Origin of the sequence: Curtobacterium sp. Leaf183 (assembly GCF_001424385.1) — a bacterium.
Taxonomy (GTDB): domain Bacteria; phylum Actinomycetota; class Actinomycetes; order Actinomycetales; family Microbacteriaceae; genus Curtobacterium.
In genome coordinates, this window is the sequence record NZ_LMPO01000009.1 from 240,885 (window position 1) to 262,578 (window position 21,694).

Here is a 21,694-nt window from a genome sequence, read left to right on the forward strand (position 1 = left end):
GGTGCTGCGTCAGTGCGGCTGCTGTTCCTGCGCCGGTGCTGCGCCGACCCAGTCGGCGAGCTTGCGCTCGGCGGCACCGGAGTCGATCGCCTCGGCCGCGACGAGGAGCTGTTCGCGGAAGCGCTGCAGGACCGGACGGTCCCACTGGGACGGGTCCTGCGCCAACCGGAAGGACACCAGTCCGGCAGCGGCGTTGAGCAGGACGATGTCGCGCACCGGTCCGGTCTCCCCCGCCAGGACGCGTCGGACGATCGCGGCGTTCTCGGCCGGTTCGCCCCCGAGCAGGTCCTCGGTGCGGGCGCGGGCGATCCCGAGGTCGCGGGGATCGAGGTCGTGCTCCGTGATGCGACCGCCGGTGACCTCCCAGATGTGGCTGTGCCCGGTGGTGGTGAGCTCGTCGAGCCCGTCGTCACCGCGGAACACGAGTGCCGTCGCCCCGCGCGTCTGGAACACGCCCGTGATGATCGGCACGAGCTCGAGCTGCGCCACACCGACGGCGTTGGCTTCGCACCGGGCCGGGTTGACGAGCGGCCCGAGGAAGTTGAACACCGTGGGCACGCCGATCTCGCGGCGGACCGGTGCGGCGTGTGCGAACCCGGGGTGGAACGCGCTCGCGAAGGCGAAGGTCAGCCCGACGCGTCGGAAGGTGTCCGCTACGCGCGTCGCGTCCATCGTCAGGTCGAGGCCGAGCGCGGCGAGCACGTCGCTCGAGCCGGACTTCGACGAGCTCGCGCGGTTGCCGTGCTTGACGACGGGGACCCCCGCGGCCGCGATCACGATGGCCGCCATCGTCGAGACGTTGACGGTGCCGACGACGTCCCCGCCGGTGCCCACGATGTCGAGCGCCATCGGGTCCACGTCCAGCGGAACGGCGGCATCGAGGATCGCGTCACGGAAGCCGACGACCTCGTCGACGGTCTCCCCCTTCGCCCGGAGTGCCACCGCGAAGCCCGCGATCTGCGCGTCGGTGGCGTGCCCACGGACGATCTCCTCCATGGCCCATGTGGACTGCCTGATCGTCAGGTCCTCGCGCGCCATGAGGGCGCTGATGACGGCGGGCCAGGTCAGGAGGTCGGACATGACCACGATCGTAGTGAGTTCGAACGACCCGCCAGTTGACTGGCAAAACACTGTCGGTGGTTTCGGCCATAATGGAGACTGTGACAAGCACCCCTCTCTCCAGACCAGCCAGCGGTACGGTCCTCAACAGGCCGAACCCCGTTGCCGTGGGGACGATCGTGTGGCTGGGCAGCGAAGTGATGTTCTTCGCCGGCCTCTTCGCGATCTACTTCACGCTGCGGAGCACCTCCCCCGAGCTCTGGGCGAAGGAGACCGCCAACCTCGAAGTGCCCTTCGCCTCGGTGAACACGATCATCCTGGTGCTGTCCAGCTTCGCCTGCCAGTTCGCCGTCTTCGCTGCCGAGCGCTTCCAGGTGCACCGCACCAGCTGGAACCCGCGCGACTGGGGCATGACGGAGTGGTTCTTCGTCACCTACTGCATGGGCGCCCTGTTCGTCTGCGGCCAGATCTTCGAGTACGCCAACCTCTGGCACGAGGGCATCACGCTCTCCTCGAGTGCGTACGGCTCCGCGTTCTACTTCACCACCGGCTTCCACGGCCTGCACGTGACCGGCGGCCTGATCGCCTTCCTCCTGACCCTCGGCCGCGGCTTCGCCGCCAAGAACTTCGGGCACAAGGAAGCCACCACCGCCATCGTCGTGTCGTACTACTGGCACTTCGTCGACGTGGTCTGGATCGGCCTCTTCGCCGTCATTTACCTTCTCAAGTAGGAATCGGACAGCACCCACAGCATGTTCAACAGAACCAAGACCAAGAAGGGCCGTCGCTCGCCGATGGCGACCGTCTCCCTCATCGTCGTGGGTCTCATGACCACCGGCGGGGCCTACGCGCTGTTCAGCTCGTCGGCCAACGCCGACGACAGCGTCAGCACCGTGGCGGCCTCGAGCCAGTCGCAGGTGAACCAGGGCGAGAAGCTCTTCGCCTCGAACTGCGCGACGTGCCACGGCCTGTCCGCCCAGGGCACCGGCGAAGGCCCCTCGCTCATCGGTGTCGGCGCCGCGTCGGTCGACTTCCAGGTGGGCACCGGCCGCATGCCGATGGCCGCCTCGGGCCCCCAGGCAGAAGAGAAGCCGTCACAGTTCACCGACGAGCAGGTCGACCAGCTCGCGGCCTACGTCGCGTCGCTGGGCCCCGGCCCCGCCGTCCCGTCCACGACGCTGACCAAGGGCGGCGGTGACGCAGCCGAGGGCGCCGAGCTCTTCCGCATCAACTGCGCCATGTGCCACAACGTCGCAGGCGCCGGTGGCGCACTGACCGAGGGCAAGTACGCGCCGAAGCTCACGGACGTCTCCGGCAAGCACATCTACGAGGCGATGCTCACCGGCCCGCAGAACATGCCGGTGTTCAACGACCTGAACATCACGCCGGAGCAGAAGGCCGACATCATCACGTACCTCAAGTACGTGCAGGACAACTCCTCGCCCGGTGGCTTCGGCCTCGGTGCCATCGGTCCGGTGGCCGAGGGTCTGTTCATCTGGATCTTCGGACTGGGCGCGGTCGTCGCGATGACCGTCTGGCTCACCGCGAAGTCCAACTGATCGTCCGTGTCGCACGACACTGAAGGGAACACCATGGCAGAGCACGACGACGAGGCAGTGACCTCGTCCTCGGCTGTCGAGAAGCACGACTCGACGGCGCCGGTCGGCACCGCGGTCGTGCCTGCAGAACCGTTCGAGAACCCGGGCGAGCCGCCGCACCGCGCACGTCGCACCGACGTCGACCCCAAGAAGCAGCGCCTGGCCGAGCGTCAGGTCGCCACGTTCTTCTACCTGTCGATCGTCGGCAGTGTGCTGTCGATCGCGGCCTACGTCGCGTTCCCCATCCGGTCCGACGACTTCGGCACCGTGCGCACCGCCAACCTGTGGCTCGGTCTCGCCATCTCGCTCGCGCTGCTGGCGCTGGGTCTCGGCGCGGTCTACTGGTCCAAGACCCTCGTCAGTGACCGAGAGATCACCGAGATGCGTCACACGACCCGTGGCACCGACGCGACCCGCGCGAAGGCCGTCGAGGCCTTCCAGCTCGCAGACAAGGAGTCGGGCTTCAGCCGTCGCAAGCTGATCCGCAACTCGATGATCGGTGCGCTCGTGGCGTTCCCGCTGCCGGGCATCGTCCTGGTGCGCGACCTCGCCCCTGCCGCCGACCCGAACGAGCTCCTCCGCCACACGATGTGGGCCAAGGGGACCCGGCTCACGAAGGACCCCACCGGCCTGCCGATCAAGGCGTCCGACGTCACGATCGGCTCCGTGTTCCACGTCATCCCCGACGGCCTCCTCGACAAGGAGCACATGCTCGAGGAGAAGGCGAAGGCCGCGGTCCTCCTCATGCGCCTCCAGCCAGAAGACCTCCACCCCTCCGAAGGCAAGGAAGGGTGGAGCTACGACGGCATCGTCGCGTACTCCAAGATCTGCACCCACGTCGGATGCCCGGTCGCGCTCTACGAGCAGCAGACGCACCACCTGCTGTGCCCCTGCCACCAGTCCACCTTCGACGTCTCGAACAACTGCGACGTCATCTTCGGCCCGGCGGCACGCCCCCTCCCCCAACTTCCGATCGCGATCGACGACGACGGCTACCTGGTTGCGCAGAGCGACTTCCACGAGCCAGTCGGACCGTCATTCTGGGAGCGTGAACGCTGATGACCAGCACCACCACCACGAACGCACCGACGACCAGCACCAAGCCGGCACCGGAGCGTGGATCCCGCATCATCGGCGGGGTCGCCAACTACATCGATGAGCGCACCAGCATCTCCGGGTTGGTGAAAGAGGTCGGGCGCAAGATCTTCCCGGACCACTGGAGCTTCATGCTCGGTGAGGTCGCGCTCTACTCGTTCGTCGTGATCCTGCTCTCGGGCACCTTCCTGACGTTCTTCTTCGGCGCCTCGATGACCGAGGTCGTCTACAACGGCTCGTACGTCCCGCTCAAGGGCGTCGAGATGTCCACGGCGCTGCAGTCGACCCTGAACATCTCGTTCGACATCCGCGGCGGTCTCTTCGTCCGGCAGATCCACCACTGGGCAGCGCTGCTGTTCGTGGCCTCGGTGATGCTGCACATGGCCCGCGTGTTCTTCACGGGTGCGTTCCGCAAGCCGCGCGAGCTCAACTGGGTCTTCGGCTTCGTCCTCTGGGTGCTCGCCATGGCCGAGGGCTTCACGGGCTACTCGCTCCCCGACGACCTGCTGTCCGGCAACGGCCTGCGGATCATCGTCGGCATGATCGAGGGCGTCCCGGTGATCGGCGTCTGGATCGGGTACATCCTGTTCGGCGGTGAGTTCCCCGGGACCGCCATCGTGGGCCGCCTGTACACGCTGCACATCCTGCTGCTGCCGGCCATCCTGGTCGCCGTTCTCGGTGTCCACCTGGTGCTCGTCGTGATCAACAAGCACACGCAGTACGCCGGACCGGGCAAGACCAACGACAACGTCGTCGGTGTCCCGATCCTCCCGGCGTTCGCCGCGAAGGCCGGTGGCTTCTTCTTCATCGTCGCCGGCATCCTGGCGCTCATCGCGTCGCTGTTCACGATCAACCCGATCTGGAATTACGGCCCGTACGACCCCTCCCCGGTCTCCGCCGGAACCCAGCCCGACTGGTACATCGGCTTCGCAGACGGTGCGCTTCGTCTGGTGCCGCCGCACTGGGAGGTCGTGTGGTTCGGCTACACGGTGTCGTTCAACATCCTCGTGCCGATCGCGGTCCTCATGGGCCTCATCCTGGCGATGTTCGTCTACCCGTTCGTCGAGGCGTGGGTCACGGGTGACAAGCGCGAGCACCACATCGCGGACCGTCCCCGCAACGCCCCGACCCGCACGGCGTTCGGTGCCGCCGGTGTCACGCTCTACGCCAGCCTCTGGGCAGCGGCGAGTTCGGACATCATCGCGACGCACTTCATGGTGTCGATCGACCACGTGATCCACGTCATCCAGGCCACGACGATCCTCGGCCCGTTCGTCGCCTTCTGGATCGCGAAGCGCGTCTGCCTCGCGCTCCAGAAGAAGGACCGCGAGATCGTGCTCCACGGGTACGAGTCGGGCCGCATCGTCCGACTGCCGCACGGCGAGTACATCGAGGTCCACGAGCAGCTCGACGAGTACGAGCGCTGGAAGCTCCTGGAGTTCGAGGAGTACAAGCCACTCATGGTCCGCCCGAACGCCAAGGGGCAGATCACCTCGGTGCAGAAGGTCCGTGCGGGCATGTCGCGCTTCTTCTTCGAGGACCGCATCGCGCCGGTCTCGAAGTCGGAGCTCGAGGCAGCACACGCCGCGCACCACGGTCCCGACCTCGAGGGCACGCACCAGGCCCCGCAGGTCGGAGCTGGCGGAAGGTAACACCTCTCGGCAAGAACGAAGCGCCCTCGTCCACTCGTGGACGGGGGCGCTTTCGTTCGCCTCATTTTCAGAAATGCCGCTTCCGGTTCACCTTCGATTCATGAACACGTGTTGGACTGCTCCAGGACGATGTGGCATCGTGTTGCACCGTGCACTCCCCCAGCGGGAGATCCTCTGCCGAGGAACCACCAACGGAATGAGAACCCGATGGACGCCCGGACGGCTGAACATCCCAGGCCGAACCACTTCCTGCTCCACCTCAGCGACACACACCTCATCGCCGGGGACGGTGACCTCTACGGGGCCGTCGACTCGGCAGCGCGGCTGACGCAGATCATCGCCGACATCGAGGCCTCCGGCGCTCGCCCCGAAGCCATCGTCGTGACGGGTGACGTCGCCGACAAGGGCGAGCCGGGTGCGTACGCTCGCGTCCGGCAGATCATCGAACCGGCGGCGAACCGCATCGGTGCGCAGGTCATCTGGGCCATGGGCAACCACGACGAGCGCGGTGCGTTCCGCCAGGAGCTGTTCGGCCTGCAGCCGACCGACCGCCCGGTGGACTTCGTCTACGACGTCAACGGGCTGCGGGTCATCACGCTCGACACCAGCGTGCCGGGCAAGCACCACGGCGTGGTGACCCCGGAGCAGCTCGACTGGCTGGCCGAGGTCCTCTCCGAGGCAGCCCCGCACGGCACGATCCTCGCCATGCACCACCCACCGGTGCCGAGCGTCCAGGACCTCACCGTGCTGGTCGAGCTCCGTGAGCAGCAGGCGCTGGCCGAGGTGGTCGAGGGCTCCGACGTCCTGAGTATCATCGCCGGGCACCTGCACTACTCGACGAGCGCCGTGTTCGCCGGCATCCCGGTGTCCGTCGCCAGCGCCACGTGCTACACGCAGGACCTCAACGAGTTCCAGCGGGGCACGCGGGGGCGCGACGGGGCGCAGTCCTTCAACCTGGTGCACGTGTACGGCCACAACGTGGTGCACTCGGTCGTCCCGATCGGGCAGTACTCGACCGTCGGCGAGCCGGTCTCGTCGGCGGAGACCGACGCACGTCTGGCAGCGGCCGGCGTGGTCATCCCCGCGGCGGTCGAGCCCGCACCGGTCACCTCGAGCATCCCCGTCTTCACGCTGGACTCGGTGCCCGTCTCCCCCGTCCACCGCTGACGCGGCACAGACGACAGGCCCGGCGCCAGATGGGGCGCCGGGCCTGTCGTTCGTCGTGGTGGGGCCTAGGCGCCGGGTCGCTCCCACGGCGCCGGGAACGGGAAGTACCGCTCCAGGAAGTCCGTGACCTTCGTCGTGCGCTCGTCGTCACTGACCTCGGGGAAGCTGCCGTCGTTGAGGCAGAAGAAGTCGGCGTTCCGCTTCTTGAGCAGGTCCTCGAGCTCGCGGAGCCCGGCGAGCATCGTCGTGTCGATGTAGCGCACCAGGGAGTTCTCCTGCACGATGGCCCGCCCGGTGAGCAGCGCGTAGTAGTGGTACAGCGAGTTCGTGACCGAGATGTTCTCGGCGGCGCGGAAGCGCGAGGCCGCCGTCGCTCGGAACTCGTCCGCGAACTCGTGTTCCATCTCGGTCATGATGCTCGACCGCAGGGGCGTCGGCGCGTGCTCGAGATGACGGGTCGTGACCGCGCCGAACCGCTGCTGCAGCAGCCGTCGGTTCACGCGGGCGGAGTTCTCGAAGCCGCTGCGGCGCGCATTGTTCGAGCCGAGCCCGATCCGGGTCGTCGCGAGGATGAACTTCGTGACGGACCCCGGGCTGAAGAACACCGAGGGGTCGACTTGACGCCCGAAGAACATGTCGTCGTTCGAGTAGATGAAGTGCTCGCTGATGCCCGGGATGTGGTGCAGCTGTGACTCGACGGCCTGCGAGTTGTGCGTGGGCAGCACGGACGGGTCGGCGAAGAACTCCTCGCTCCGCACGATGCGGACACGCGGGTGCTCGGCGAGCCAGGCGGGAGCCGGAGAGTCGGTCGCGATGTAGATCGTCCGGATCCACGGTGCGTACATGTGCACCGAGCGCAGGGCGTACTTGAGCTCGTTGATCTGCCGGAACCGTGCGGGGGCGTCGTCGCCCTCGCCCAGGACGGCCGACGACTGCGCGGCCTGTCGGGCGCGCTGGTACTCGACCGCGTTGCCGTCCACCCACGAGAAGACGATGTCGATCGGGAACCGGATGTCGGACACGTGGTCGTCGAACATGTGCTCGACGGTCTGCCAGGTGCGTCCGTAGCGCTCGATGTCGACGAGGTCGAACTCCTCGATGGGCAGGCTGCGTCGCATCAGGGCGTTCTCGACCGGTGCGAGCACCTCGGTCTCGGTGACGCGCCAGAACTCGAGCTGCACGCTCGTCTCGGCGCCGTAGCGCAGACGCCCGAGGGGTTCGAGACGGGGACGGAACACCCGCAGGACGGGTTCGTCGGCCGAGCCGAGGCCGTCGTCCCCGACGAGGACGGCCGGCTTGCCGGGTGGCTTCGCGTAGAAGGGTTCACCGACCGCGGCGTCCATGATCGCGGCCTCGGCCCGCTGCCGGTCCCGCTCGTCGAGCGCGATGACGGGGCGCTGGTCGTTGCCGCGGATGAGCAGGTGGTCGACGTCACCGGCGGTGAGGGCGTCGTCGAGGAACAGCAGGTCCTCGATCATCGACTGCTGCGGCGTGAGGTGGCCGTTCAGCAGCGTGAAGCGCCCTTTGCGGAGCACGACGTCGGACCGGTCGAGACCGCCGGAGGACGGTCGAGGGTTCAGCAGAGGACTCTCGGTCTCCGGCTCGGTCTCGTTGCTCATCCATGCCCATCTGATCGTGCGGTCGGACCGTGCGTCCGACCCTGCGATCCTACCGGGCGGCGCGGTCCTCTGCCGATCGGGGCACTCGGACGGCGATCCCGACGACGATGAAGAGCGCTGCGACGAGGATCTGCAGGGCCGCCCAGACCTGGCCGGGGATCGGGACGGTCACGAGCGGGTTCCAGCACACGGCGACGGCGGCCATCAGCACCATCGCCCACCAGGTGCGACCCCGGAGGGCGAACACCAGCACGATGAGCGCGAGGACCGTCACGCCCCATCGGACGGCGACGAACGCGGGTGCGTCAAGGAGCGCCACACACGCCAGCAGCACGATCGCCGCCAGGAGCGACGGAGCGAGGGCCGGCCGCGTGAAGTCCGGCGTCGTCCCCGCCGAACCGGAGGCACCGGAGGCAGCGGAACCGGAGGCAGCGCGACCGAAGGACGACGTGGACCCGGCTCGCGACGTGCCGCCGGACCGGGACGCGTCGGGACGCCGCTCACCGGACGACCGCAGGGACGACCCGACCTGGGGCCGCCCCTTCCGGCCCGCCATCAGGCCGAGGCCTCGTCCAGCTCGATCGCGGTGATGGGGCGGGACATCGGCGGGAGCCCGCGGAGTCGCTCGAGCGCCGGCACGAGCTCGCCGGTGTACGCACGGTAGCCGTCGTCGGTCAGGTGCAGGCCGTCGTCCGTGAAGTGGTCCGCGAGGTGGTCCCCGTCGGCCAGCGCGGGCCACGCGTCGAGGTACTGCGCGTGGCACGTGGCGACGAACTGCCGCAGGTGCCGGTTGGCCTCTTCGATGCGCGGCGCGTACTCCGCCTGGCGCGGCAGGATCGACACGAGCAGCAGCCGGACGCCCGGCAGCTCGCGGCGCAGCGTGACGAGGATGGTCTCGATGTTGCGCACCACGTGCTCGGCGCTCTTGCGGTGGTTGCCGAAGTCGTTCGTGCCGATGAGCAGCACGATCGCGTCGGGAGCCGCCTGGACCACGGCGTCGAGCCGCTCGAGGACGCCGTCCGTGGTGTCGCCGTTGATGCCGTGGTTGACGGTCCGCTCCTCGGGGAGCCGCTCGTCCCACGATCCGCCTGCGGTGATGCTGTCCCCCAGGAACAGGACCAGTCCGCGTTCGTCGTCACTCATGCTGCCTCCTCGTGCGCTGGCGCGCGGGACCCATTCTGCTGCGTGCTGTTGGCCTGCGTCGAGTCGGTCCGGTGCGCCTCGCGCTCCGCACGGGCGGTGATGCGCTCGACCATGCCGGGGAAGATCACCCCGTGGAAGGGCAGGATGCCGTACCAGTACAGGCGCCCGGCGAGCCCCTGTGGGAAGTAGATCGCGCGCTGGTGGTAGTCGCAGCCCCCGTCGTCGGACGGGGTCACGGTCATCTCGAGCCAGGCACGACCCGGCGACTTGAACTCGGCACGGAGCCGCAGGTAGCGCCCGCGGTCGAGTCGTTCCACGCGCCACCAGTCGAGCGCGTCGCCCTGTTCCAGGCGCTTCGGGTCGCGCCGCCCGCGGTTCAGGCCGACGCCACCCGCGATCTTGTCCATCCAGCCACGAGCAACCCACGCGAGCGGGAACGAGTACCAACCGTTCTCGCCGCCGATCGACTCGACGACACTCCACACCGCCTCGGGTGGGGCCGAGGTGTGCCGGAGCCGGTCGTCGACGTAGACGGTGTGCCCGGCCCAGTCCGGGTCGCTCGGCAGGGGGTCGGCCGGGGTGCTCGCCAGCGTGGCGCTCCGCCAGCTCGTCGTGACCTCGCCCTTCCGCATCTTGGTCAGGGCCAGTCGGACCGCACGGCGGTACCCGGTGAGTCCGCCCTCGGGCCGCGGGACCACGTCGTCGATGTCGTGCTCGCGCTGCACGCACTCGAACTGCAGCGACTCGATGATCGGCGTCGCGAGCTTGCGCGGGATCGGGGTGACGGCGTTGAACCAGTGGGCGGCCAGGCCGGGGGTCATGACCGGGAGCGGCGAGATCGGGCGCTGCGGCAGCTTGGCCTCGACCGCGTAGCCATTGAGCATCTGCCCGTACCGCAGCACGTCGGGCCCGCCGATGTCGAAGGTCCGGTTGACGTCGGCGGGGATGTCGAGCGCCGCCACCAGGTAGTACAGGACGTCGCGCACGGCGATCGGCTGGATGTGGTTGCGCACCCATCGTGGTGTCGGCATCCACGGCAGCACGTCGGTGACGTGCCGGATCATCTCGAACGAGGTGCTGCCCGAACCGATGACGACACCGGCCTGGTAGGCGATCGTGGGGACGCCGGAGCCGAGCAGGACGTCGCCGACCTCTTTCCGGCTGCGGAGGTGCTTCGACAGCTCGCCGTCCGGGTGCAGCCCGCCGAGGTACACGAAACGACGGACACCCGCACGGTGCGCGACGTCGGCCATCGTCTGCGCGGCGTTCCGCTCGGCCTCCTCGAAGTCGCCGTCGGCACCCATGGCGTGCGCCAGGTAGTACACGGCCTCGATGCCGTCCACCGCCCGGCTGACGGCCTCGGCGTCCTGCAGGTCCCCCTGCACGACGTCGACGCGGTCACGCCACGGCACGTCGTCGAGCTTGGTGGGGGTGCGGACGAGGACCCGGACGCTGTGCCCGGCTTCGATCAGGAGTGGGACGAGGCGACCGCCGATGTAGCCGGTGGCCCCGGTGACGAGGACGCGCATGCATGGCACGGTACGCCGTGCGCCTTGACGGTAGGCTCGCCGGGTGGACAACGCAGCATTCCCCGTCACCGCCGACGCCGTCCGTCGGCTCATCGACCACGCGATCCTCAAGCCGGAGCTGACCCGCTCCGACGTGGACGCACAGCTCGACGAGGCAGCAGCGCACCGCGTCTTCAGCGTCTGCGTCCGCCCGAGCGACGTCGCCCACGCGGTCGAGCGCCTGCAGGGCACGGGCGTCGGTGTCGGCACCGTCATCGGGTTCCCCCACGGCACGACCTCCACCGAGGCCAAGGTCGCCGAGTCGCTCCAGGCCCTGGCGGACGGCGCGTTCGAGCTGGACATGGTGCAGAACATCGGCGCGGCCAGGTCTGGTGACTGGGAGCGCGTCGAGCGTGACGTCCGCGCGGTCGTCGACGCCGCCGGCGACACCGTCGTCAAGGTCATCCTCGAGACCGCGTTCCTGACCGACGACGAGGTCGTCGCGGCCAGCCGCGCGGCGACGTCGGCCGGGGCGGCGTTCGTCAAGACGTCGACCGGGTTCGCCGGCGGGGGCGCCACGGCCGAGCACATCGCACTCATGCGCCGGACCGTCGGTCCCGACACGGGCGTCAAGGCGTCCGGTGGCGTGCGCGGGCTCGACACCCTGCTCGAGATGGTGCACGCCGGCGCCGACCGCATCGGCACCAGTGCCTCGGCCCGCATCCTCGACGAGGTCGCGCACCGCTCGGCGACCGGCACCACGTCGGGCGTCGGCGACGACACGTCCTCGTACTGACCTGACCTGACCTGACCTGACCGGTCGGCGCCTGCCGACCACCAACCGAGCCGGGACGCGCTCGACGCGACGCAGCGTCGGCACGCGCCCCGAGCCTCCAGACCGCCGCATCGGAGCGCGCATGTCGAACACCGGATCCATCCCCTCGTCCCTCGCCCTGGCCGTCGACCTCGGCGGCACGAAGGTCGAGGCCGCCCTGGTCACCGACGAGGGCATCGTCCTGCCCGGCACGCGGTTCCGGAGCCCGACCGGACCGCAGCGCACGTCCGACGAGCTGCAGGCCGCGGTCGACGAGGCCGTGACGAACGCCCTCGGCGCCATGCCGGCCGACGCCGCCCTCGCGGGCGTGGGCATCGGCTCGGCTGGGCCGGTCGACGAGGAACACGGCCTCGTCTCACCCCTCAACATGCCCGTGTGGCGGGGGTACCCGCTCCGCGACCGCGTCGCCGCGCACGTCCCCGACGGCACGCCGGTGACGCTCCGCATGGACGGGCTCGCGATCACCCTGGCCGAGCACTGGCTCGGCGCGGCGCAGGGCTCCGACCACGTGATGGGCATGATCGTCTCGACGGGCGTCGGTGGCGGGCTCATCCTGCACGGCCGGACCGTCAGCGGCCCGACCGGCAACGCAGGACACATCGGTCACGTCGAGTGCGGTGGGTACGACGACCCGTGCGCCTGTGGCGGGACCGGATGCCTGGAGGCCGTGGCCAGCGGTCCGAAGACCGTCGCCTGGGCGAAGCGGCAGGGATTCACCGGGGAGACCGGTGAGGACCTGGCCGCCGCGTACGCTGCCGGCGACGAGATCGCCGTCGCCGCCGTGCGACGCAGCGGGCGGGCGCTCGGCCAGGCGATCGCCGCGGCGACGTCGCTGGTCGACCTCGAGGTCGTCGCGATCGGCGGGGGCTTCTCCCACGTCACGCCGGACCTGTTCGAGTACGCCAGGCAGGCGGTCGCCGAGCGCGTCGAGTTCGGCTTCGTCACCAAGGTGCGGATCGTGCCGACCGGTCTGTCCCAGGACGGGCCGCTCATCGGCGCCGCCGCGCTGGTGCACCGGGCGCACGTCCTGCGCTGACGTCGGGCAGCGCCCGCTGTCCACAGCGCACCGGTCGCCGGGGCCACGTGCGGCAGGATGTGCGGGTGCGTTCCTCCCGGCTGTTGACGACGGACGACTGGCCCGAGGCAGAGCTCCGAGCCGCTGTCCTGGCCGGTGAGCTCGTGGCCGTCGGTGCGTGCTGGGCCTCGGTCGCCGAGCCGCAGGACCCGGCGCTCCGTGCGGCGTCCTTCGCGTGGAGCGCCGCCGACCCACGGGTCATCGCGGCCGGGCGTTCCGCCGCCTGGGTCTGGGGTGCCTGTTCACGTCCGCCGCTCCCCCACGAGGCCTGCGTACCGGCGGGACAGCGCATCCGACAGGACGGCGACGTGCGCATCCGCGAGGTCGCGATCGTACCGGCCGACGTCGTCCGGATCGGGGGCGCGTCCGTCACGACGCCGGTGCGGACCGCGCTCGACCTGTTGCGGGTCGCGGGTCCGGCGGCGTGGGCTGGTCGCGCCGCCGTCGTGCACGGGCTGCTCGTGGCCGGCACGGTGTCCGCAGCGGACGTGTCCGACGCGCTGCGGGCGCTCGGGACCGTGCCGATGGTGCGTCAGGCCGAGCGGCGACTCGCCGAGGTCAGCCGGCGATGACGCGGGGCTCCCGGTCAGCCGGCGCTGACGCGGTACACGTCGTAGACGGCGTCGATGCGCCGTACCGCGTTCAGGACACGGTCGAGGTGCGTCGTGTCGCCCATCTCGAACACGAACCGCGAGAGCGCCAGGCGGTCGGACGAGGTCGACACCGTCGCCGACAGGATGTTCACGTGGTGGTCGGTGAGCACGCGCGTGACGTCGCTGAGGAGCCCGGACCGGTCGAGGGCCTCGATCTGGATCTGCACGAGGAACACCGACTTGGACGACGGCGCCCACTCGACCTCGATCATCCGGTCGGGCTCGTTCATGAGCGACTTGACGTTGGTGCACGACGCCTGGTGCACGGAGACGCCCTGTCCGCGGGTGATGAAGCCCACGATCTGGTCCCCCGGCACCGGGGTGCAGCACTTGGCGAGCTTGACCAGGATGTCCGGCGCCCCGCGGACGAGCACACCGCTGTCGCTGTTGCGGAGCTGGCGGCTCGTCACCTGGCGCGGGAAGGAGAGCTCGGGCTCGTCGGTCTCCGTCTCGGTCTGGACGCCCGCCAGCACCTTCTCGATGACCGACTGCGTCGAGACGTGGCCCTCGCCGATCGCGGCGTAGAGCGCGGAGACGTCGTCGTACCGCATCGCCGAGGCGACCTCGGAGATGGAGTCCTGGCTCATGATGCGCTGGAGCGGCAGGTTCTGCTTGCGCATGGCGCGGGCGATCGCGTCACGGCCCTGCTCGATCGCCTCTTCGCGACGCTCCTTGGTGAACCACTGCTTGATCTTGTTGCGGGCACGGGGGCTGCGCACGAACGTCAGCCAGTCCTGGCTGGGCCCGGAGTCGGGGTTCTTCGACGTGAAGATCTCGACCACGTCCCCGCTGGACAGCGAGCTCTCGAGCGGCACCAGGCGACCGTTGACCTTGGCGCCCATGGTGCGGTGCCCGATCTCGGTGTGCACGGCGTAGGCGAAGTCGACCGGTGTCGCCCCGGCCGGCAGCCCGATGACCTTGCCCTGCGGCGTGAAGACGTAGGTCTCCTTCGCGCCGATCTCGTAGCGCAGCGAATCGAGGAACTCCCCCGGATCGCTGGTCTCGGCCTGCCAGTCGGTGATGTGCGCCAGCCACGCCATGTCCTGGTCGGTCTGGCTCGAGCTGTCGACGTCACGACCGGCGGCGCGCTGCTTGTACTTCCAGTGGGCAGCGACGCCGAACTCCGCGCGCTGGTGCATCTCGTGCGTGCGGATCTGGATCTCGACCGGACGCCCCTGCGGCCCGAGGACCGACGTGTGCAGCGACTGGTAGAGGTTGAACTTCGGTGTGGCGATGTAGTCCTTGAAGCGCCCGGGCAGCGGTGTCCACCGCGCGTGCACCGAGCCGAGCATGGCGTAGCAGTCGCGCACGGTCGGCACCAGCACGCGGATGCCGACCAGGTCGTAGATCTCGTCGAACTCGCGCCCGCGCACGATCATCTTCTGGTAGATCGAGTAGTACTGCTTCGGCCGGCCCATGACGTCGCCACGCACCTTGGCCGCCTTGAGGTCCTTCTTGAGCGTGCCGATGACGTTCTGGACGAACTGCTCGCGCTTCGGCTGCCGTTCCTTGACCAGGCTGTCGATCTCGACGTAGAGCTTCGGGTGCAGGACCGCGAAGGACAGGTCCTCGAGCTCGAGCTTGATCATCTGGATGCCGAGCCGGTGCGCGAGCGGCGCGTAGATCTCGAGCGTCTCCTTCGCCTTGCGCGTGGCGGACGTCGACTCGACGAACCCCCAGGTGCGGGCGTTGTGCAGGCGGTCGGCCAACTTGATGACGAGCACCCGGATGTCCTTCGACATCGCGATCACCATCTTGCGGACGGTCTCGGCCTGGGCGCTGTCGCCGTACTTGACCTTGTCGAGCTTGGTCACGCCGTCGACGAGCATCGCGATCTCGTCGCCGAAGTCCTGGCGGAGCTGGTCGAGCTGGTAGTCGGTGTCCTCGACCGTGTCGTGGAGCAGCGCAGCGGCGATCGTGATCGTGCCGATGCCCAGGTCGGCGAGGATCTGCGCGACCGCGACCGGGTGCGTGATGTACGGTTCGCCGGACTTGCGCTTCTGGCCGTCGTGCGCGCGCTCTGCGACCGAGTACGCACGCTCGATGAGGGTGACGTCGGCCTTCGGGTGGTGCGACCGGACCGTGCGGATCAGGGTGTCGACCGCACCGGCGGGCTGCGCACGGGAGAACAGGCGCGGGAGCAGGGACCGGAGCGACCCGAGGTTGCCCGTGGTGTTCGGGCCCAGCGGACTCGTGGGCTGCGAGGGCGACCCGGGGCGGCTCGGGACCGAGTCGTCCTGCTTCGCCGACTCACGGGTGTCCGTCATGCTGCGCCTCCAGGGACCTGATCCGACAACACTACGCGCGTCGGGTCAGTGCCCGTGACCGCGTTCGCCTTCGGCGTCGCCGGTGCCCGGGTGGACGACGGGACCGCCCTGGGCCTCCCACGCCACCATCCCGCCCGCCAGGTTGACCGCGGGGACACCCTGCTGCTCGAGCGCCTGGACGACGCGGGCGGAGCGCATGCCGGAGTGGCACACGACGATCGCGGGCTCGTCGGAAGACTCGATCTCGGTCCAGCGTTCGGCGAACTCGGACAGCGGGACGAGCGTGGCCTGCGGGGCGTGCACCTCGTCCCACTCGCCCTGTTCGCGCACGTCGTACAGGCGTGCACCCGAGGCGATGCGCGCCATGGCTTCGTCGGTCGAGATCTCCTGCACGGTGCTCAGACCTCCGCCGGGGTCTCCACTGCGGCACGCTTTGCCGCAGCGGCCCGCTTCTTGTCGTCGGCCTGCTTGACCTTCGGCTCGCCCTCACGCAGGTGCGCGTACATCGGCGACGCGATGAAGATCGTCGAGTAGGTGCCGACGATGATGCCGATGAAGAGCGCGAGCGAGATGTCGCGCAGCGTCCCGGCACCGAGCACGTACGACCCGATGAACAGGATCGCGGCGACGGGCAGCAGCGCCACGACCGAGGTGTTGATCGAGCGCACGAGCGTCTGGTTGACGGCCAGGTTCACAGACTGGACGAAGGTGCGGTGCGACTCCTGCGACGTGTTCTCGCGGACCTTGTCGAACACCACCACGGTGTCGTAGAGCGAGTAGCCGAGGATCGTCAGGAAGCCGATCACCGCCGCAGGGGTGACCTCGAGGCCGACGATGCCGTACACGCCTGCGGTGATGAGCAGGTCGTGGAGCAGCGCGGCCATGGCCGACAGCGACATCTTCCAGGTGCGGAAGTACAGGGCCATGAAGACAGCCGCGAGCACCAGGAAGATCACCAGACCGCGGATGGCCTGGGACAGCACGTCGGCGCCCCAGGTCGCGCCGATGAAGGTCGAGGCGACCTCGGAGTCGTCGACGTTGTACGCGTCGGCGAGGGCGCTCTGCACGCGCGTCGTCTCGGCGTCGGTGAGCTGCCCGGTCTGCACGCGGATGCCGTGCGTGCCGAGCTGCGAGACACGCGGGATCTCGTCGGGGACGATCCGCTCGACGGTGTTCGTCGCCAGGTTCTGGTCGACGGTCTTGACGTCGGAGATCGTGAACTCGGAACCACCGGTGAACTCGATGCCGAGCTGGTACCCGCCACGGAGCCACGGGACCGCGAGCGAGATGACGATGGCCGCGAGGGCGATCAGGTACCACAGGCGACGGCGTCCGACGATGTCGTACGACCGCTTGCCGGTGTAGAGGTCGTTCCCGAACTGGCTGAAGCTCGCCATCAGCTGTCCTTCCCGTCCGGCGTCTCGCCGGTGCCGGCCTTGCGCTCGGCGATGGTCTGTCGACGCTGTGCCTCACCGGCACTGCGCTGGCGCTTGCCGTCGACGATGGGTGCTCGGAACTGCGCACGACCGCGGTAGACCGCGCCGAGGGCCGACGGATCGAGCCCGGAGAAGCGGTGTCCCTCGTTGAAGAAGCGACGGCGCGAGATGAGCTGGAGCATCGGGTGGGTGAAGAGGATCACGACCACGATGTCGATGAGCGTCGTGAGCAGCAGCGTGAACGCGAAGCCCTTCACGTCGCTGACGGCCAGGATGTACAGCACGATCGCCGCGAGGAAGTTGATCGAGTCGGAGGCGATGATCGTCCGGAACGCACGGCGCCACCCCGACTCGACGGCTCCTTCGAGGGCACGGCCCTCGCGGAGCTCGTCGCGGATGCGCTCGAAGTAGACGATGAACGAGTCCGCCGTGATGCCGATCGCAACGATCAACCCCGCCACGCCCGCCAACGACAGGCGGTAGTCGACCCGCCACGACATGATCGCGATCACCAGGTAGGTCAGCGCCGCGGCGACGCCGAGCGACAGGACCGTGACGAAGGCCAGCGCGCGGTACTGGATGATCGAGTAGATGATCACCAGGATCAGGCCGATCAGGCCGGCGACGAGGCCGCCGATCAGCTGAGCGGTGCCGAGCGTCGCGGAGATGTTCTCGTTCGACTGCACCTTGAAGTTGATCGGCAGGGCACCGTACTTCAGCTGGTCGGCGAGGGTCTTCGCCGACTCGGCCGTGAACGACCCGCTGATCTGGGCCTTGCCGTTGGTGATCGCGCTGTTCGTGGTCGGCGCGGTGATGACGTTGCCGTCGAGCACGATCGCGAACTGGTTCTGCGGCTGCTGGAGCTTGACCAGACGGTTGGTGACCGTGCTGAAGTCCTTGGTGCCGGCGCCGTTGAACGTCAGGTTGACGGCCCACTCGCCGGTCGTGGTGCCCTGCGACGAGGTCGCGAGGCCCGATGTGGCGTTGCTGATGTCCGCACCGGAGACCTCGACCGGCCCGAGGATGAACTTCGAGGTGCCGTCCTGGTCGCACGTGACCAGGGGCTGGTCGTCCGGAGCGGCGGTGACGTCGTCCGGCGCCTTGCAGTTGTAGTTCGTGTAGAGGTCCTGCAGCCGCGGCGAGGCCCAGTTGAGGTCACTCGCGTTCGTCGGCTTCGCGGTCGGCGACGCCGGCAGGGACGCGGGCGGCGAGTACGGCGTCGGGGACGCCGTGGAGCCGGCCTTGCCGCCGACGGCGGTGTCCGTCGCTGCCTCGGTGTAGAGCACGGGGCGGAACGTGAGCTTCGCGGCGGCTTCGATGCGGGAGATCGTCTGCCGGTCGGGCTTGCCCGGGATGGACACGACGATGTTGTTCGCACCCTGCGTGTTGATCTCGGACTCGGACACACCGGTCGCGTCGATGCGCTGCCGGATGATGTCCACCGCCTGCTTGAGCTGCTCCGAGGTGACCGAGTCGCCGTCGGTGCTCTGCGCCGCCAGGGTCAGCTGCGTGCCGCCCTGCAGGTCGAGTGCGAGTTCGGGGACCCAGCTGGCCCCGGCGAACCACTTGCCCGTGGTGTCCTTGGTGGTGCTGGCGAGGATCGAGGCCGCCGTGTTGAGGCCGGCCAGGACCGCCATGATGATCACCAACCAGGTGAGCGAGCGCAGCGCTTTCTTGACGGGGGTCGGTCGTGCCACCGGTCGTCTCGTCTTTCTGTCAGTTCGACCCGCGCGCACGCCGGTCGAAGCGGTGTCACCGCCAGGTCACGGTCGTGTCCCGGCGGCCCGGTGGTTCAGTCCTCGGTCTTGCGCTTCGTCTGCTCGGCCTCGTCGGCACGCTCGCCGTAGACGGGCTCACCGTTGAGTTCGGTGACGGCACGAGGCTCGGCGACGGGCTTGGCCTCGTCCTCCGGCGTCGCGGTGGTCTCGATGTCGGACGCGCTGTCGTCGACGACCCGCGAGAGCGTCTGACGGTGCACGGTCACGATGGTGCCGGGGGCGATCTCGACGTCGGCGGTGACCTTCTCGTCGTCGACCGACAGGAGCGTGCCGTAGAGACCGAAGGACAGCATCACGCGAGCACCCGGCACCATCTTGGTGGCGAGCTCGCCCTGCTGCTTCTTGCGCTTGCGGCTGTTGTAGAACATGAAGGCCGCGAACGCCACGACGATGACGATGAGGATGACTTCTTGACCCATGATTGCGATGCCTTCTCTGGTATTTCGGTTTCGGGCCGTAGCAGTCTAGGGCACGTGGCTGTGGCCGACGGCTCAGTCGGGTTGGTCGTCGTCGAAGAGGCCCGGTTGCGGTCCGACACCCGCGGCGCCCGGCGCGAGACCCAGGTGACGCCAGGCAGCCGGCGTGGCGATCCGGCCCCGCGGGGTCCGTGTCACCAAGCCGATGCGCACCAGGAACGGCTCGACGACCGACTCGATCGTCTCGGCTTCTTCGCCGACCGAGACAGCGAGCGTGTTGAGCCCGACCGGTCCGCCGTCGAAGCGGGTCAGCATGGTCTCGAGCACGGCGCGGTCGAGCCGGTCGAGGCCGTACTCGTCGACGTCGTACAGATCGAGAGCGCCCTGGACCGCCGCCATGCCGTCGCGGGTGCCGTGCACGAGGGCGAAGTCGCGCACGCGGCGCAGGAGCCGGTTCGCGATGCGGGGGGTCCCCCGGGAACGCCCGGCGATCTCGCGCAGGGCGAAGCGGTCGAAGTCGAGCTCGAGCAGGTGGGCCGCGCGGATGAGGACCTGCTCGAGTTCGTCCCGTTCGTAGAACTCGAGGTGGGCGGTGAACCCGAACCGGTCCCGCAGGGGGTTCGGCAGCAGGCCGGCCCGGGTGGTGGCACCGACGAGCGTGAACGGTGCGAGGTCGAGCGGGATGCTGGTCGCTCCGGCGCCCTTGCCGACCATGACGTCGATCCGGAAATCCTCCATCGCCAGGTACAGCATCTCTTCTGCCGACCGGGCCATGCGGTGGATCTCGTCGATGAACAGCACTTCGCCGGGCATGAGCGAGGACAGCACGGCCGCCAGGTCCCCCGCGTGCTGGATCGCCGGTCCGCTCGACATGCGGAGGGGACGGCCGGACTCGTGCGCCACGATCATCGCCAGCGTGGTCTTGCCGAGTCCGGGAGGACCCGCCATCAGGATGTGGTCCGGGGTACGGTCCTGCATCGCGGCGGCCTTGAGCAGCAGGTCGAGCTGTCCGCGGACCTTGCGCTGGCCGACGAACTCGGCCAGTGACTTCGGGCGGAGGGCACCCTCGAAGGCGAGTTCCTCGGGAGACTGGGCGTCGGCCGCCGTGATGCCGCTCACCGGCCGGCACCGGTGGGACGGAGGGCGCCGAGCGCGGCGCGGAGGAGCGCCTGGGTGCCCATCGCGGCGACACCGGGCTCGCTCGCGATGGTGTCCTCGACGGCGCTGCGCGCCGCGTCCTCGCGCCATCCCAACCCGATGAGCGCGATGACGACGTCCTCGGACGCCGGGTGCGCGGTCACGCTGCGGGCTCCGGGGGCGGCCGTCGGGGTCTCGAACGCGGCGAGCTTGCCGGAGAGGGCGACGTTGATGAGCTTGGCGGTCTTCGGACCGATGCCGGACACCTTGCGGAACGCCGCGTCGTCGTCGTTCGCGACGGCGTTCGCGATCTGGGCGGGGTCCATCGCGCCGAGGACGCCGAGCGCCGACTTGGGACCGACGCCGGACACGCTGCGGAGCAGGTCGAAGACACGCAGCGCGTCGGTCGACTCGAAGCCGAAGAGCAGGTGCTCGTCCTCGCGCACGATCATGGCCGTGCGCACGAAGACCTCCGAGCCGAGGCGCATCGTGAGGGCGTGCGCCGGGGTGACGGTGACCAGGTAGCCGACGCCACCGACCTCGATCACGACCGCCGATCCGGCGACGTCGATGCAGGTGCCCCGGAGACTCGCGATCATCCTCCGAGCCTACGGGCACCGGCCGACGAGCCGGACGCGCCGCGCTGCGCGGCGGCTGCTCCCGCGGCGGCCCGGGCGAGCGGTGAGGAAGCCGTCCGCCCGCCCGTGCCGGCCTGGGCGTCACGCCACGCTCGCTGGGCCGGCGTCAGGACCGCCGAACTGACGCCGACGGCGTCGGGTGCACCGAGCCTCCAGGCGTGGCACACGGCCAACGCGAGTGCGTCGGCGGCGTCGGCCGGCTTCGGTGCCTCGGTGAGACCGAGGATCCGGGCGATCATGGACTGGACCTGTTTCTTGTCGGCGTTGCCGTACCCGGTCACCGCCGCCTTGACCTCGGACGGGGTGTGCAGGCCGACCGGGATGCCCCGCGATGCCGCGGCGTGCAGCGCGAGACCAGAGGCCTGGGCCGTCCCCATCACCGTGCGGACGTTGGCCTGCGCGAACACCCGCTCGACGGCGACGGCGTCGGGGCGGTGCTCTTCGATCTGCTCGGCGATGCCGCTGGCGATGAGCACGAGACGCTGCTCGAGGGCCATGTCCGACGGCGTGCGCACGACGGTGACGTGCACCAACCGGGCGCGGCGGTCCGGTGTGACCTCGACCACACCGACACCGCACCGGGTGAGCCCGGGATCGACCCCGAGCACGCGGAGCATG

21 protein-coding genes are annotated in these 21,694 nt (G+C 69.3%); 8 read left to right on the forward strand and 13 right to left on the reverse strand.

The features are described 5' to 3' along the window. Positions 1 to 9: 9 nt before the first annotated feature. Positions 10 to 1,080 (reverse strand): anthranilate phosphoribosyltransferase, encoded by a 1,071-nt coding sequence (gene trpD / locus ASG04_RS11960; protein ID WP_056124554.1) that lies wholly within the window; start codon positions 1,078 to 1,080, stop codon positions 10 to 12. A 71-nt stretch (positions 1,081 to 1,151) separates the two neighbouring features. On the opposite strand from trpD, the gene ASG04_RS11965 reads away from it, so the two are divergent. The 5 genes from ASG04_RS11965 to ASG04_RS11985 all read left to right on the forward strand — a co-directional run bounded on the left by ASG04_RS11965 (position 1,152) and on the right by ASG04_RS11985 (position 6,571). Then, on the forward strand, positions 1,152 to 1,790 hold the full coding sequence (locus tag ASG04_RS11965) for a heme-copper oxidase subunit III (RefSeq protein WP_056124560.1): 639 nt from the start codon (positions 1,152 to 1,154) through the stop codon (positions 1,788 to 1,790). Positions 1,791 to 1,811: 21 nt separating this feature from the next. Then, positions 1,812 to 2,618 (forward strand): cytochrome c, encoded by an 807-nt coding sequence (locus ASG04_RS11970; RefSeq protein ID WP_056124562.1) that lies wholly within the window; start codon positions 1,812 to 1,814, stop codon positions 2,616 to 2,618. A 33-nt stretch (positions 2,619 to 2,651) separates the two neighbouring features. Then, positions 2,652 to 3,716, forward strand: coding sequence for a ubiquinol-cytochrome c reductase iron-sulfur subunit (locus tag ASG04_RS11975; protein WP_056124565.1), 1,065 nt, complete (start codon positions 2,652 to 2,654; stop codon positions 3,714 to 3,716). Next, complete coding sequence (locus ASG04_RS11980; RefSeq protein WP_056124568.1) at positions 3,716 to 5,404, forward strand: cytochrome b; 1,689 nt, start codon at positions 3,716 to 3,718, stop codon at positions 5,402 to 5,404. Before ASG04_RS11975 ends, ASG04_RS11980 begins: the two co-directional genes overlap by 1 nt. A gap of 207 nt (positions 5,405 to 5,611) precedes the next feature. Then, positions 5,612 to 6,571 carry a phosphodiesterase gene (locus ASG04_RS11985; protein ID WP_056124572.1) on the forward strand — a complete coding sequence of 320 codons (960 nt, stop codon included), beginning with the start codon at positions 5,612 to 5,614 and terminating at the stop codon, positions 6,569 to 6,571. Between the two features lie 65 nt (positions 6,572 to 6,636). On the opposite strand, the gene ASG04_RS11990 is transcribed toward ASG04_RS11985, so the two are convergent. Genes ASG04_RS11990 through ASG04_RS12005 form a run of 4 tightly spaced genes read right to left on the reverse strand, consistent with a single transcriptional unit; the run spans position 6,637 to position 10,862 of the window. Then, positions 6,637 to 8,190, reverse strand: a complete 1,554-nt coding sequence (locus ASG04_RS11990; protein WP_056124575.1) for a stealth conserved region 3 domain-containing protein — start codon at positions 8,188 to 8,190, stop codon at positions 6,637 to 6,639. A gap of 49 nt (positions 8,191 to 8,239) precedes the next feature. Then, complete coding sequence (locus ASG04_RS17720; protein WP_200938498.1) at positions 8,240 to 8,746, reverse strand: DUF6804 family protein; 507 nt, start codon at positions 8,744 to 8,746, stop codon at positions 8,240 to 8,242. Beyond that, complete coding sequence (locus ASG04_RS12000) at positions 8,746 to 9,333, reverse strand: GDSL-type esterase/lipase family protein (protein WP_056124580.1); 588 nt, start codon at positions 9,331 to 9,333, stop codon at positions 8,746 to 8,748. Before ASG04_RS12000 ends, ASG04_RS17720 begins: the two co-directional genes overlap by 1 nt. Beyond that, entirely contained in the window at positions 9,330 to 10,862 is a 1,533-nt protein-coding gene (locus ASG04_RS12005; RefSeq protein ID WP_056124581.1) for an SDR family oxidoreductase, read from the reverse strand. The genes ASG04_RS12000 and ASG04_RS12005 overlap by 4 nt, the downstream gene beginning before the upstream one ends. A gap of 43 nt (positions 10,863 to 10,905) precedes the next feature. On the opposite strand from ASG04_RS12005, the gene deoC reads away from it, so the two are divergent. The 3 genes from deoC (at position 10,906) to ASG04_RS12020 (ending at position 13,323) form a co-directional block, all read left to right on the forward strand. Further along, complete coding sequence (gene deoC, locus ASG04_RS12010; protein WP_082518091.1) at positions 10,906 to 11,637, forward strand: deoxyribose-phosphate aldolase; 732 nt, start codon at positions 10,906 to 10,908, stop codon at positions 11,635 to 11,637. A 121-nt stretch (positions 11,638 to 11,758) separates the two neighbouring features. Next, positions 11,759 to 12,712, forward strand: coding sequence for an ROK family protein (locus ASG04_RS12015; protein ID WP_056124583.1), 954 nt, complete (start codon positions 11,759 to 11,761; stop codon positions 12,710 to 12,712). A 65-nt stretch (positions 12,713 to 12,777) separates the two neighbouring features. Then, a complete protein-coding gene (locus ASG04_RS12020; RefSeq protein ID WP_056124586.1) occupies positions 12,778 to 13,323 on the forward strand; it encodes a type IV toxin-antitoxin system AbiEi family antitoxin in 546 nt (181 codons plus the stop codon). Between the two features lie 14 nt (positions 13,324 to 13,337). Here ASG04_RS12020 and ASG04_RS12025 read toward each other — a convergent pair whose 3' ends face one another. From ASG04_RS12025 to ruvC, 8 genes are all read right to left on the reverse strand, one after another. After that, complete coding sequence (locus ASG04_RS12025) at positions 13,338 to 15,671, reverse strand: RelA/SpoT family protein (protein WP_235515529.1); 2,334 nt, start codon at positions 15,669 to 15,671, stop codon at positions 13,338 to 13,340. 45 nt (positions 15,672 to 15,716) lie between these two features. Further along, positions 15,717 to 16,064 (reverse strand): rhodanese-like domain-containing protein, encoded by a 348-nt coding sequence (locus tag ASG04_RS12030; RefSeq protein WP_235515530.1) that lies wholly within the window; start codon positions 16,062 to 16,064, stop codon positions 15,717 to 15,719. Positions 16,065 to 16,069: 5 nt separating this feature from the next. Continuing rightward, the gene (secF, locus tag ASG04_RS12035) at positions 16,070 to 17,068 is read right to left on the reverse strand and encodes a protein translocase subunit SecF (RefSeq protein WP_056124589.1); all 999 of its coding nucleotides are present in this window, start codon (positions 17,066 to 17,068) and stop codon (positions 16,070 to 16,072) included. After that, entirely contained in the window at positions 17,068 to 18,804 is a 1,737-nt protein-coding gene (gene secD, locus ASG04_RS12040; RefSeq protein ID WP_056124591.1) for a protein translocase subunit SecD, read from the reverse strand. Before secD ends, secF begins: the two co-directional genes overlap by 1 nt. Positions 18,805 to 18,899: 95 nt before the next feature. Further along, the gene (locus ASG04_RS12045; protein ID WP_056124595.1) at positions 18,900 to 19,304 is read right to left on the reverse strand and encodes a preprotein translocase subunit YajC; all 405 of its coding nucleotides are present in this window, start codon (positions 19,302 to 19,304) and stop codon (positions 18,900 to 18,902) included. Between the two features lie 72 nt (positions 19,305 to 19,376). Then, the gene (gene ruvB, locus ASG04_RS12050; RefSeq protein ID WP_056124597.1) at positions 19,377 to 20,420 is read right to left on the reverse strand and encodes a Holliday junction branch migration DNA helicase RuvB; all 1,044 of its coding nucleotides are present in this window, start codon (positions 20,418 to 20,420) and stop codon (positions 19,377 to 19,379) included. After that, entirely contained in the window at positions 20,417 to 21,037 is a 621-nt protein-coding gene (ruvA, locus tag ASG04_RS12055; RefSeq protein WP_056124600.1) for a Holliday junction branch migration protein RuvA, read from the reverse strand. Before ruvA ends, ruvB begins: the two co-directional genes overlap by 4 nt. Then, positions 21,034 to 21,693, reverse strand: coding sequence for a crossover junction endodeoxyribonuclease RuvC (gene ruvC, locus ASG04_RS12060; protein WP_056124604.1), 660 nt, complete (start codon positions 21,691 to 21,693; stop codon positions 21,034 to 21,036). The genes ruvA and ruvC overlap by 4 nt, the downstream gene beginning before the upstream one ends. Position 21,694: the final 1 nt, after the last annotated feature.